Annotated in this window: 8 protein-coding genes and 3 tRNA genes; 9 read left to right on the top strand and 2 right to left on the bottom strand. The window is 41.6% G+C overall.

The window, feature by feature from the left end:
* Positions 1-110: 110 nt before the first annotated feature.
* The 3 genes from AN214_RS03700 to AN214_RS03690 all read left to right on the top strand — a co-directional run bounded on the left by AN214_RS03700 (position 111) and on the right by AN214_RS03690 (position 400).
* Positions 111-185 (top strand) — tRNA-Gln (locus AN214_RS03700).
* 2 nt (positions 186-187) lie between these two features.
* Positions 188-264: transfer RNA gene (locus AN214_RS03695), tRNA-Met, on the top strand.
* Positions 265-315: 51 nt separating this feature from the next.
* Positions 316-400 (top strand) — tRNA-Leu (locus AN214_RS03690).
* A 474-nt stretch (positions 401-874) separates the two neighbouring features.
* Here AN214_RS03690 and AN214_RS03685 read toward each other — a convergent pair.
* A complete protein-coding gene (locus AN214_RS03685; RefSeq protein WP_054978464.1) occupies positions 875-2,032 on the bottom strand; it encodes an FAD-dependent oxidoreductase in 1,158 nt (385 codons plus the stop codon).
* Positions 2,033-2,256: 224 nt separating this feature from the next.
* Here AN214_RS03685 and miaB point away from each other — a divergent pair, with 224 nt between their 5' ends.
* The 6 genes from miaB to AN214_RS03655 all read left to right on the top strand — a co-directional run bounded on the left by miaB (position 2,257) and on the right by AN214_RS03655 (position 10,198).
* Entirely contained in the window at positions 2,257-3,687 is a 1,431-nt protein-coding gene (gene miaB, locus AN214_RS03680) for a tRNA (N6-isopentenyl adenosine(37)-C2)-methylthiotransferase MiaB (protein WP_010560397.1), read from the top strand.
* Positions 3,688-3,733: 46 nt separating this feature from the next.
* Complete coding sequence (locus tag AN214_RS03675) at positions 3,734-4,789, top strand: PhoH family protein (protein ID WP_054978472.1); 1,056 nt, start codon at positions 3,734-3,736, stop codon at positions 4,787-4,789.
* A complete protein-coding gene (gene ybeY / locus AN214_RS03670) occupies positions 4,786-5,235 on the top strand; it encodes an rRNA maturation RNase YbeY (protein ID WP_054978463.1) in 450 nt (149 codons plus the stop codon). Before AN214_RS03675 ends, ybeY begins: the two co-directional genes overlap by 4 nt.
* Before the next feature lie 98 nt (positions 5,236-5,333).
* Positions 5,334-6,221, top strand: coding sequence for a CNNM family magnesium/cobalt transport protein CorC (gene corC / locus AN214_RS03665; protein ID WP_054978462.1), 888 nt, complete (start codon positions 5,334-5,336; stop codon positions 6,219-6,221).
* A gap of 17 nt (positions 6,222-6,238) precedes the next feature.
* A complete protein-coding gene (gene lnt, locus AN214_RS03660; RefSeq protein ID WP_054978461.1) occupies positions 6,239-7,759 on the top strand; it encodes an apolipoprotein N-acyltransferase in 1,521 nt (506 codons plus the stop codon).
* Positions 7,760-7,843: 84 nt separating this feature from the next.
* Positions 7,844-10,198 carry an ATP-binding protein gene (locus tag AN214_RS03655; protein WP_054978460.1) on the top strand — a complete coding sequence of 785 codons (2,355 nt, stop codon included), beginning with the start codon at positions 7,844-7,846 and terminating at the stop codon, positions 10,196-10,198.
* A gap of 46 nt (positions 10,199-10,244) precedes the next feature.
* Here AN214_RS03655 and AN214_RS03650 read toward each other — a convergent pair whose 3' ends face one another.
* Positions 10,245-12,635: a Lon protease family protein gene (locus AN214_RS03650; protein WP_054978459.1), complete on the bottom strand. Its 2,391-nt coding sequence runs from the start codon at positions 12,633-12,635 to the stop codon at positions 10,245-10,247.
* Positions 12,636-12,688: the final 53 nt, after the last annotated feature.

Genomic DNA, 12,688 nt, shown 5'->3' with positions numbered 1-12,688 from the left:
CGCGCTGGATTTAGGTTCCAGTATCTTCGGATGTGAGAGTTCAAGTCTCTCCTTCCGCACCATGTTCTCGATAAGAACTAAACTAATCACTTACTCGAAAGAGTATTCGTTGGAGTATCGCCAAGCGGTAAGGCAGCGGGTTTTGATCCCGCCATTCCCAGGTTCAAATCCTGGTACTCCAGCCATTGGCTACGTAGCTCAGCTGGTTAGAGCACATCACTCATAATGATGGGGTCCCCTGTTCAAATCAGGGCGTAGCCACCATGTTTTTAACATGACTACCAAAACAGTTTATTTGTTGAAAAATACCCATGTGCGGGAGTGGCGGAATTGGTAGACGCGCTGGATTTAGGTTCCAGTATCTTCGGATGTGAGAGTTCAAGTCTCTCCTTCCGCACCATTTTTCAATTATATCTCCTCTGTTATCTCTGTTATCTCTGTTATCTCTGTTATCTCTGTTATCAAAAGCTAACGCTATTCTGTTAACTGTCGAGTCTTAACAATCAACATTTATTCCCTACGCCATAACGACTCGGTTTTAATTAGATTAAAAACGTTATGCAAAATACCTATTCTTTTGAGATTATGATCATACGTAGCGTTAGATGAATGAAATTTGGGGTAAGCGGGCTTATCTAAACAGGCATTTTATCGCAAGCGAAAATCTAACGATATTCAGTCCAATAGTGTTTTCAGCGTGGTTAGGGAAATGTTCATAACCATAACGAATGGTACTCTCGAGAGCGTAACAAATAATACGCCAAGCTAAGTGTAACTAAAACGTTTAATTAGATTTCGGCAAAAGAGAATTGACTTGCTAGTGTCTCTAGAGGACTCATCGATCCTTAAAAACAAAAAAGCATAAAAAAGGCCATTATAAACAATGGCCTACCGCGTATTTTAGCATCTGACTTTTTATCGGACTGACTTTATTGAGTCCAGCAATAGCGCCTTGTCGCAGTAACTTTAACGGTGTTAATTCATTAGAAAATGCAAAATAACACGCATCCATCATGCTCATCATAGCAAGATTAGGTAAGCGTCGTTTTTTCTCATAATCTTTTAACGCACTCAATACATCAGCTTCTTTTGATAAACTGCTAGCTAATTGTGCCACATCTTTAAAACCTAGATTTACGCCCTGCCCTGCAAGCGGGTTAATTGCATGTGCTGCATCGCCGACTAATACACATCGTCCTTTGCTGTAATTGTTTGCATGTTGACGTGTTAACGGGAACACCGCTGTATTTAGAATCTCAAAATCCCCCGGTAATTCAGGGTAATGCGTCAAAATCGCGCTTTTAAGTGACGCTTTACTGCCAGTCGCGAGCTTATTTAGTGTATCTTCATGGTTATACCAAATTAAATTCGCATAAGGTGCCTGCATCGGCAAAAATGCAACAGGACCCGTAGACTGGAACTCTTGCCATGTAATGTCTTGCTCGTGTGCATCTAGCTTTATTAACACACCCATGCAGGCTTGTTGGTATTGCCAACCGGTAGTGCCAATACCCAACAGTTCTCGTGTTTTAGAGCGTGCACCGTCAGCAACAATCACTAAATCAGCGTCTATCGTCTGTGATGAAAAACACACACTCACGGTGTTACTATGTTCGAGTATTCCCTCTAACGGGCCTAAATCACTTTTTACTGAAATCGCTAAATCAGCAAACGCACGCCAGATACTCGCCTGAATAATGCTATTTTCAATAATGTGTCCAAGATGAGTCTCGCCAATTTCTTCATTGGAAAATACCAAGGGTGCTTGGTGATGATCTTGTACACTCAAACGATTATATTGTACATTGCGCGCAGCCTTAACATATTGCCATGCGCCTAAGTCTTGCAACAGATTTTCAGAGAAAAGATTAAGTGCAGACACGCGAATATCAATTTGTTCATCTTCAAGTGTTTTTACGGCATCTATTGGTTTATTTTCCACTAGCGTTATGGTGTGACCTTGTTTTGCAAGCGCCACTGCGGCCGCTGCGCCCACCATGCCGCCACCGACAATACAAATAGATAAACTCATAAGACATAATCCTTCAGATTGATATGCCGACTATTCTAACGTAAGCCTCTAACAAAAGTTTGATTTTGATTCATATTTTTTTAGAAAAATCGCGTTAAATTTAACTCATAAATTGTTTTTCTAAATAAGCACTGATGATTTTGCAAACATATTTGAATCCACCTACGCTTAAGGATAAAATACGCGTCCTTTAAGCTGTAAGTAATTTGTTGAGGCACGAAAACATGGGTAAAAAGCTGCATATCAAAACATGGGGCTGTCAAATGAACGAGTACGACTCGCAAAAAATGGCAGACCTATTAGATGCTAGCAATGGTTATGAATTAACTGAAGAAGCAGAAAATGCAGATGTTATTCTTCTAAATACGTGTTCGATTCGTGAAAAAGCACAAGAAAAAGTATTTCACCAGTTGGGCCGTTGGAAACTGTTAAAAGATGACAACCCTGATCTTGTGATTGGTGTAGGTGGTTGCGTAGCATCACAAGAAGGCGACACAATTCGCCAACGCGCACCTTTCGTAGACATTGTTTTTGGTCCACAAACATTGCACCGTCTTCCTGAAATGATCAAACAAGTGCAAGAAGAAAGCGGCTCTGTAATTGATATTTCATTCCCTGAAATCGAAAAGTTCGACCGTTTGCCTGAGCCAAAAGCTGAAGGCCCAAGCGCGTTCGTATCGATTATGGAAGGTTGTTCTAAGTATTGTACGTTCTGCGTTGTACCATACACGCGTGGTGAAGAAGTAAGCCGCCCACTTGATGACGTATTACTTGAAGTTGCACAACTTGCCGAGCAAGGCGTACGAGAAGTAAACCTACTAGGCCAAAACGTAAATGCGTATCGTGGTGAAACGCACGATGGTGAAATTTGTTATTTCTCAGATTTACTGCGCTATGTAGCGGCAATTGATGGTATCGACCGTATTCGTTATACCACATCACACCCAGTAGAATTCACACCTGACATCATTGAAGCCTATGCTGATGTGCCAGAGCTTGTTGACCACTTACACTTACCTGTACAAAGCGGTTCTGACCGAGTTCTTGCATTAATGAAGCGCGGTCATACGGCGCTTGAATACAAATCAACCATTCGTAAGTTACGTAAGATTCGCCCTAACCTAAGTATGAGCTCTGACTTTATTATTGGTTTCCCAGGCGAGTCAAAAGCAGATTTTGAAGCGACGATGAACCTTATCAATGATATTGGTTTTGATATGAGCTTTAGCTTTATCTACAGTGCGCGCCCTGGTACGCCAGCCGCTGACTTACCTGATGATGTACCAGAATCTGAAAAGAAAGAGCGTTTATACATTTTACAAAACCGTATTACGCAAATGGCGCAAGATATCAGCCGTAAAATGTTTGCCACTGAGCAACGTATTTTAGTTGAAGGTCCATCGAAAAAGAATCCAATGGAACTTCGTGGTCGTACTGAGAACAATCGCGTAGTTAACTTCGAAGGCCCGCATTCTGTAATCGGTCAGTTTGTTGATGTAAAAATTACCGAAGCCTTACCAAATTCACTGCGTGGTGAGTTAATTCGCACTGAAGCTGAAATGGATCTGCGTAAAGACGTAGCACCAAGCGATATTTTAGGTAAAGCACAAAGCCAAGAAGCGAATGAGCTGGGTGTAGCAACATTTACACCCTAAATGTTAATTTGGTGTGGCAGATGCCACACCAATCAAGGAACCCATTTTGAGTAACCAGTTAAAAACGTTAGAAACTTACCTCGAACCCTCAGACAATAAACGTCTAGCATCACTTTGTGGTCCATTCGACGAAAATATAAAACAAATCGAACGTCGACTTGGTGTGGAAATCGCCCATCGTGAAAACCACTTTAAAATCACCGGCAACGCACATAATGTGATTGCGGCAACAGAGATTATTAAAAATCTCTACATCGAAACACAACCGATTAAAGGTATCAGCAAAGATATCGAACCTGATCTGGTGCATTTAACGATTCAAGAAACCACGGTACTCGAACAAGACGATGACTTATATCGTGACGAGCTTGTTATCAAAACCCGCCGTGGTGTTGTGAAGCCTCGTAACCCAAACCAAGCAACCTATATTAAAAACGTCCTGTTGCATGATATTGCCTTTGGTATTGGCCCAGCAGGAACAGGTAAAACCTATTTGGCAGTGGCTGCAGCAGTAGATGCCCTTGAACGTCAAGAAATTCGCCGTATTTTGCTTACCCGCCCAGCGGTAGAAGCAGGTGAAAAACTGGGTTTTTTACCGGGTGATTTAAGTCAAAAAGTCGACCCATACCTACGCCCACTTTATGATGCACTTTTTGAAATGTTAGGTTTCGAACGTGTTGAGCGTTTAATCGAGAAGAATGTGATTGAAGTGGCACCGCTTGCCTACATGCGTGGCCGTACTTTAAACGACGCCTTTATCATTTTGGATGAAAGCCAAAACACGACCGTTGAACAAATGAAAATGTTCTTAACGCGTATTGGGTTCAACTCAAAGGCGGTGATTACCGGCGACATTACGCAGGTCGATTTACCCCGCGGTGCGCGCTCAGGGCTTCGTCACGCCATTGAAGTATTAAGCGATGTAGAAGCGATTAGCTTTAACTTCTTTAAGTCACACGATGTGGTGCGCCACCCTGTTGTTGCAGCGGTTGTAGAAGCGTACGAAAAACACGATGAAGTTGAACGCTTAAAGAAAATCGAAAAGAAAAAGCAGCAAGAGCTTGATAAAGCCAATGCGCAAAATGAGTCAGACGCAACATGATTGAACTGGATTTACAAATCGCCCATGAATATGACAACTTGCCAACATTCGAGCAATTTGAACTTTGGGCAAATAAAGCGCTGGCGAATTTAAAGCCCGATGCCGAATTAACCATTCGCATTAGCGACGCAAACGAGAGTCAACAACTTAACCACGAATATCGCAGTAAAGATAAACCAACAAACGTGCTGAGCTTTCCGTTTGACGCACCACCAGGCATTGAGCTGCCATTAATTGGTGATTTAATTATTTGCCCTGAAGTTGTGTTACAAGAATCTATCGAGCAAGAAAAAGCATTTCACGATCATTTTGCGCATATGGTAGTGCATGGCTGCTTGCATTTGATGGGCTATGACCATATAGATAGTGAAGAAGCATTAGAGATGGAATCGTTAGAAAAACAGTTACTTGCTGATTTAAATATCGACGATCCTTATCGCGACTAATTTTGTTTTTGAAATTCAAACTAAATTTGGTATAACAGGCTTGGATTAGCCAATAATTAATCCTTAATTTTTATATAAATGGAGCTAATAAAGCGCTTATGAGCGACGAAAATTCGCAATCTAGTCAGGGTTCTTCTGGTAAAACTTGGTTAGACAAAATCTCCCAAATGTTACAAGGGGAACCCCAGAATAAAGAGCAGTTAGTCGAAGTTATTATCGACGCTGAAGAAAGAGATCTTATTGACCCAGAAACCAAAGACATGATGAAAGGTGTTTTGGGCGTATCTGAACTGAAAGTTCGCGATATTATGATCCCTCGCTCGCAAATGATTACACTGGATGTAGAACAAACAATTGCCGAATTGTTGCCAGTTATGGTTGAATCATCGCACTCACGTTTTCCTGTGGTGTGCGAAGATAAAGATCATGTAGAAGGCATCTTACTCGCTAAAGATTTATTACCGCTTATTTTAAAAAATCAAGAAGAGCACCCTCCACTTCGCGATTATTTGCGCCCAGCTGTTGTTGTGCCAGAAAGTAAACGTGTAGACACCCTGCTCAACGAGTTTCGTCAGCAACGCTATCATATGGCGATTGTAATTGATGAATACGGTGGTGTTTCTGGGCTTGTTACCATCGAAGATATTCTTGAAATCATCGTTGGTGAAATTGAAGATGAGCACGACGAAGAAGAAGAAACACAAGATATTCGTCAAGTTGCTAAGCATGTATATTTAGTACAAGCGCTTACGCCACTTGAAGATTTTAATCAGCACTTTTCTACTTACTTCGATACCGATGAAGCCGGCACCATAGGTGGTATTATTTTGCATGCCTTTGGCCATATGCCATCTCGCGGTGAAACCATTGAAATTAATGGAATTCAATTTAAAATCACCAACGCAGATAGTCGCCGAATTCTTCAAGTACAGGTTACATTACCAAAAAGTGATGATACCAACGAAGACGAATCAACAGATAATTAAACGTGATCCTATCATCAATGAAAAACAAAATGCTGGCGCTTATCGCCGGCATTTTAATGGTATTTAGTTACTCACCTTTTAATCTTTGGCCAATCGCGCCCTTTGCTATTGCCACTCTTTTTTACCTTAATCGAAATGTCAGCGCTAAAACGGCTGCTAGCCAGGGCTTTATCTTTGGCCTAGGTTGGTTTGGTGCGGGCATAAGTTGGGTGCATGTATCCATTGCAGAGTTTGGTGGCTTACCGCTAATTGCATCACTGTTGTTGATGTTGATATTGGTTTCTTACCTTGCGCTATACCCAACCCTTACCTGCTGGCTTAGCCATAAATTCAGTAACAAAAACACCTTATCTATAACGTATTTAGCACTTTTTATTCCATTATTTATCTTGATGGAATACTTGCGCGGTACATTGCTCACAGGCTTTCCATGGTTAAGTTTTGGCTATACGCTAACAGACAGTCCGCTCAATAGCCTTGCCCCTTGGATAGGTGAAACAGGATTAACTGTTGTGAGTTTATTGCTGGGTTTTGCTATTTACGCACTGAGCCAACGCAGTTTTAAGCCAGCAATTGCGATTGCAGCTGTGCTTTTTTTAGCACTCGGTTTAGCGCATTTTTCGCCGTCAGTAAGCTACCGAGACAAATCGATTGATGTCGTACTGGTGCAAGGCAATATCAAACAAGAATTACGCTTCGCGCCTGAAAATTTCTGGCCAACCATGGCGAAATATCAAGATATGACTCGTCCAAATTGGCAAGCTGACCTAATTGTTTGGCCCGAAGCTGCTATTCCTGAAATTGAAGTACTGGTTGACGATTACCTCGCTAATCTTGATAAAGCTGCGGCATTTAATAATACCGCGCTTATTACAGGCATTATTGATTACCAACTCGGTACGAAAACGGTTTATAACAACTTAATAGCAGTCGGCAAAAAGCATGCTAACGACCAGCAAGGTCACTATCGTTACTTGCATCACAATCGCTATAGCAAACACCAATTACTACCCATTGGTGAGTTTGTACCATTTGAAGAAATATTAAGACCGATTGCGCCGCTGTTTGACCTTGACCACTCTTCGTTCACCCGAGGCGAAGCAAAACAAGCTAATTTAATCGCTAATGGTTATCATGTGTTACCTGCGATTTGTTATGAAATTGCATTTAGTAGCTTAGTACGTGGTAACTATCAGCAAGATTCTGATATTTTATTTACGGTAAGTAATGATGCATGGTTTGGTAATTCTCACGGCCCCCACCAGCATATGCAAATTGCGCGCATGCGTGCCCTTGAATTGGGTATGCCCTTGGTTCGTGTTACCAACAACGGCGTGAGCGGCGTGTACGACCCAATCGCCAAACACGGACAATATTTACCCCAATTTGAAGCGGCGTTAGAGCGTTTTACTCTGCCACTCACCACTGGTAAAACATTTTACAGCCAGTATGGCGACCGTGCGTTATACATCGCTCTACTGCTTTGTTTTATAGCAAGTTTAATTGCCCAACGACAAAAGCAAAAGAGCATACCATAATTAATAACGGCGTTATTGTGTTATCACGCGATGACGTCTAAATTTAATGTGTTACCTTTTTTGTCAGATACTTAAGGCACACATTTGCTTAAACAGCCCAGTTCGCCATTGCGCTTTAGTAAAACCATTGTCATTACGATTTTGCTGAGCGCATTTATTCATCTGTTAACCTTTGCCCTGGCAAAGACTACCTTGTCTCAATGGCGTTGGCAACATGTTCCATTTCACAGCACAGTGGAAGTGATCGGTGGTGTTATTGCGCTATTAGTGTGTTTCCTATTAATCAATTTGGAACAAAGTAGACGCGGCACTAGCTTTAATTTAGTTATCGCTGCGGCGATTGGCGCAATGGGCATATTCGATATTGCCCATGCTTTAGTCAAACCGGGTAACTTATTTGTTTGGTTGCATTCTTTAGCCACATTTTTTGGCGGGCTACTCTTCGCATTAGTATTGCTTAAACCGAAATTTACAAAAGCCATTAGCACACGTTTTGTCTTTATGATTTTGTTGTTAAGCCTCATTATTTCTGCAGTTTCGATTATCTTTGCGCAACAAGTACCCATTATGGTGCAGCAACAACGCTTTACCTCATTAGCCACCTTTATGAATATGTTTGGTGGCATTGCCTTGTTATTAGCTGCAATCAAGCTTTTCTTTTTTTATAAGCAATTTAAGAAAAGTGATGACTTACTGTTTATTTTACACTGCTCAATGTTTGGCTTTGCCGCCATCATGTTTCAGCAATCATTCTTATGGGATATTTCATGGTGGGGGTGGCACTTACTGAGGCTATTAGCGTATGGTGTAGCATTATGGTTTGCCCTGCAAAACGAGCGATACTTATTTCGTCAATTACAAAGCTCTAATGAAACTTTATTGCAGCAAGAGAAAGCCACACAAGCCTCTCTCGACAGTGCAAATAAACGTATCGCAATCAGCGAACGACAGCAAGCCGCTGTACTTGCTAGCCTCTCTGATGCAATTATCGTTATTAACCAAAAAGGCCATATTAAACTCTTCTCCACAAGTGCCGAATCTATGTTTGGTTGGCAATCACGTGAAGTACTTGGCAAAAATGTCACCTTGCTAATGAATAACGAGTTTGCTGAAAAGCACGACGAGTTTGTTGCGAACTATCGCGTAAAGCACTCGCCTTCAGCTATTGGTAAAAATCGAGATTTAATTGCAAAACGTAAAAATGGCGATGAGTTTCCCATTGGATTAACGATTAGCCACCTTTTACTCGACGAAGAACACCACTTTGTAGGCGTAATACGCGATATTACCGAGCGCAAAGAGCAAGAGCGTTTAATAAAACACGCGAAAGAAGTCGCCGAGAGTGCTAACAATGCGAAAAGTGCCTTTTTGGCCAACACCAGCCATGAAATACGCACACCAATGAATGGTGTGTACGGTAATTTACAACTGTTAAATGAATTAAAGCTCAATAAAGTCGCTAGCAGCTACGTGAAAGATGCGCTCGATTCAACAAAAGCATTAATGACGGTTGTAAACGATATTCTTGATTTTTCGAAAATTGAAGCCGGTAAATTATCGTTAGAGTGCACACCATTTAAACTTAGTGAGCTACTCGCTAATTTACATGCAGATCTGATCCAAACTGCGCTGGCAAAAAACATCGCGTTTAATATTTTAAATCAGGTAGAGCACGACCTATGGATTGGCGACCCAACACGTATTAAGCAAGTACTGCTGAATATCTGCTCTAATGCGATTAAATTTACCCAACAAGGCAGTGTTACTCTGTCTATTTTGCCAAATACCAATAAACCACTTATCACATTTTTAGTTAATGACACTGGCATTGGTATGAGTGAAAAAAGCATTGATAAGCTGTACCTACGTTTTGAGCAAGCTGACGATTCCATTACCCGTAAGTACGGCGGCACAGGCCTTGGTATGCCAATCGCACAATCGTTAATAAAACTGATGAGTGGCTCCATAAATGTTACGAGTGAATTAAATAAAGGCACAAATTTTACCATCAGAATTCCACTAACACGGGCCAAAGAGGATGCACAAAATCAAAACGCGCAAGCCGAAGAGATTATCAACCTCAGCGAAAAGCGCTTATTGCTAGTTGAGGACAACCCTATTAACCAAGTATTAGTTAAGGCAATGTTACAGCCAACCAAAGCGCAGCTAACAATAGTGAACAATGGTTTACAAGCATTAGAAGCTATAAGCGATTCATTTGATTTAATTTTAATGGATATGCAAATGCCGGTTATGGATGGCAAAACAGCAACCACCAAAATCAGAGAAAACGATACCAGCACGCCAATCATCGCACTCACCGCGAATATTATGCAGTCGGATATTCAAAGCTATCACGAGATTGGATGTAATGACTGGATTGGAAAACCAATAGAAAAAACGTTGTTATTAGACAAGCTTCAGCAGTACTTAAAATAAAAAAGCAGCGATTCCGCTGCTTTTATCGGTTTATTAGCTTACGTGTTTATTCTTCAACACCGCCATTAATCACTTCAGCAAAATGGCTTAAACGACGTAGCGCCAAGTCGTGAATTGTGTCCTTACCATAAGTACCTTTGGCAGAGAGCTCGCCAGCTTGTTTACCCAGTAAAATTTCAAACGCCTGATCAACTGTACTTACCGCATAAATACTAAACAGCCCTTTTTCAACCGCTTCCAGCACTTGTGCATTAAGCACTAAATTATGCACATTAGATTGCGGCACAATCACGCCCTGTGCACCATTAAAACCGCGCATCTGGCAGAGCTTAAAGAAGCCTTCAATTTTTTCATTCACGCCGCCAATTGCCTGCACTTCACCGTGCTGGTTAATTGAGCCTGTAAGCGCAATACCTTGATTAATCGGTAAACGCGTGATGGCTGAAACCAATGCGCACAACTCAGCAAGTGATGCACTATCACCATCAATCGAACCATAACTTTGTTCTATGGCAATATTAGCGCTCAACGTAAGTGCAAAATCTTGCGCGTATTTATTACCTAAATACCCCGTAAGTAACATTACGCCTTTACTGTGAATTGATTTACCAAGGTCAGCTTCACGCTCAATATCAACAATGCCATCACTACCTGCGTAGACTGTCGCGGTAATTCGCGCTGGCGTACCAAAGCTAGTATCTCCGATATGCAGAACAGTTAAGCCATTAACACAGCCCACTTGCGTACCTTCAGTCTGTATAAGCACATGACCTTCTTTAATCTCAGTCATAAAGGATTCGCTTATTTGGCCTGTACGATATTGTTTACCAGCAAGCGCTTCGTCTATATGCGCCGCTTCAATTGTGGTTTCACCATCTTGCCGTGCAAAAAACGCAGCTTCGTTGGTTAATTCAATCACATCGGCAAAGCGTGCGGAAAGCTTGCGTTGATGTTCAGCTTGGCGGTGACTAAAGCGCAAAAGCGCTGCAAACGCATGGGCTGAAAGTGACATTTTTAATGTTTCTGTCGCGTATTTTTGCACCCGACTGATCAGTTGGAACTGATATTTATCGGTTGCCGGAATATGGTAATCAAAATCGGCGAGCACACGAAAAAGTTCGTTAAACTCATCATCATACTCTTGCATTACGTAGTACAAATCACGTGAACCAAGTAAAATTATTTTTACATCAAGGGGAATAAGCTGCGGTTTTAACGTGAAGCTTGCACCGACACTCGAATCTTGTGCGGCAAGATCTGTTTTAATTTGTTTACTCTTTAAACTTAATTTTAGTGCGTCCCAAACTTGGCTATTAGCCATCAGTTTTTCCGCATCCATCACTAAGTAACCACCGTTTGCACGGTGCAGCGCGCCCGATTGAATCGAACGAAAACTGGTAACAATGGAACCCGATTGCGAGGTGTATTCTACCTTGCCAAAAATATTGCCAAACGTTGGATTTGGTTCATAGACAACAGGGGCACCCTCTTCTTTGTGGCTCACTAAAATGTTTGGCGCAATGTATTCGGTTAGCATTGCGCGCTTATCTAAGTCTTCTTTATTGTTTTCGTCGCTCTCTTCTGCCAGCCACTCTAATACTGCGTCTATTAACTCAGCTTTAAGGTCTTTTAAATACTTCACAATGCCTAAATGGCTGGTGTATTTATGCTCTAAATCTTTTAGCAGTGGTTTTATTGCGGTTTCTACCGTTTTTTGCTTTAGTTCGCGTAGCTTTTCCGATGATTCACGTTTCCATCTTGGCAATTCAATTAGCGCTTCATTAAGTGCGTTCTCTAAGCGAGATATTACATCGTAAAAGTACTGCTTTTGCTCGTCATCAAGGCTTGAAAATTCAGCGTCATCTAACTGCTTACCATCAATTACCGGGGCAAAACTAATTACACCCGACTCTTCAAATAACGCCACATTATGTTGGTTAGCAATTTTTTCTACGATCTCGAGCGCTTCATCGTATTTCTCGTTGAAACTACTATCAATTGCTTTCTTTTGACGTTGATAATTAGGGTTATCAAATGCGGCTGGAAAGGTATCTAGAATTTCGTCAATAAACGAATCTATATCATCACTAAATAGCTTACCTTCGCCTGCAGCCATAAAAATCGCACTTGGCTGACGGTGTTCGTCAAAGTTGTTTAAGTAAAGCCAATCAGGTGGGGTTTGCTTGGTGCGACTTTGCGCTACTAGTTTTTCTTGCACCATGGTAAAACGACCTAGTGCCGGTTCACCCATCACGTAAATATTGTAACCTGGCAGCTCCATTCCTAGCGCAAAATCAATGGCACTTTGTGCACGCTTTTGTCCAATAATTGTGTATTCATCAGGATATGCTTGCGCCATGCAAGTTTCTATTGCGTGCAATTCTATTTGCGGTGCAAGTACATCAACACCAAGTTTATTCTGTTCGCCAATTTTCATAATACTACCGTCCTTATTAGCGCTTGCTCGCTATAGCTTTTGTGTGAGTCTAC

This window comes from Pseudoalteromonas sp. P1-9 (genome assembly GCF_001399975.1).
In the GTDB taxonomy this organism is placed as follows: Bacteria; Pseudomonadota; Gammaproteobacteria; order Enterobacterales; family Alteromonadaceae; genus Pseudoalteromonas.
Note: the sequence above shows the minus strand (reverse complement) of the source record. Positions and strands in the feature narration are given on the sequence as shown.

Bases quoted from the DNA above. Each gene is read 5' to 3' on its own strand.
- ybeY (WP_054978463.1), top strand. From the start codon at position 4,786: ATGATTGAACTGGATTTACAAATCGCCCATGAATATGACAACTTGCCA.
- miaB (WP_010560397.1), top strand. From the start codon at position 2,257: ATGGGTAAAAAGCTGCATATCAAAACATGGGGCTGTCAAATGAACGAG.
- AN214_RS03650 (WP_054978459.1), bottom strand. From the start codon at position 12,635: ATGAAAATTGGCGAACAGAATAAACTTGGTGTTGATGTACTTGCACCG.
- AN214_RS03685 (WP_054978464.1), bottom strand. From the start codon at position 2,032: ATGAGTTTATCTATTTGTATTGTCGGTGGCGGCATGGTGGGCGCAGCG.
- corC (WP_054978462.1), top strand. From the start codon at position 5,334: ATGAGCGACGAAAATTCGCAATCTAGTCAGGGTTCTTCTGGTAAAACT.
- lnt (WP_054978461.1), top strand. From the start codon at position 6,239: ATGAAAAACAAAATGCTGGCGCTTATCGCCGGCATTTTAATGGTATTT.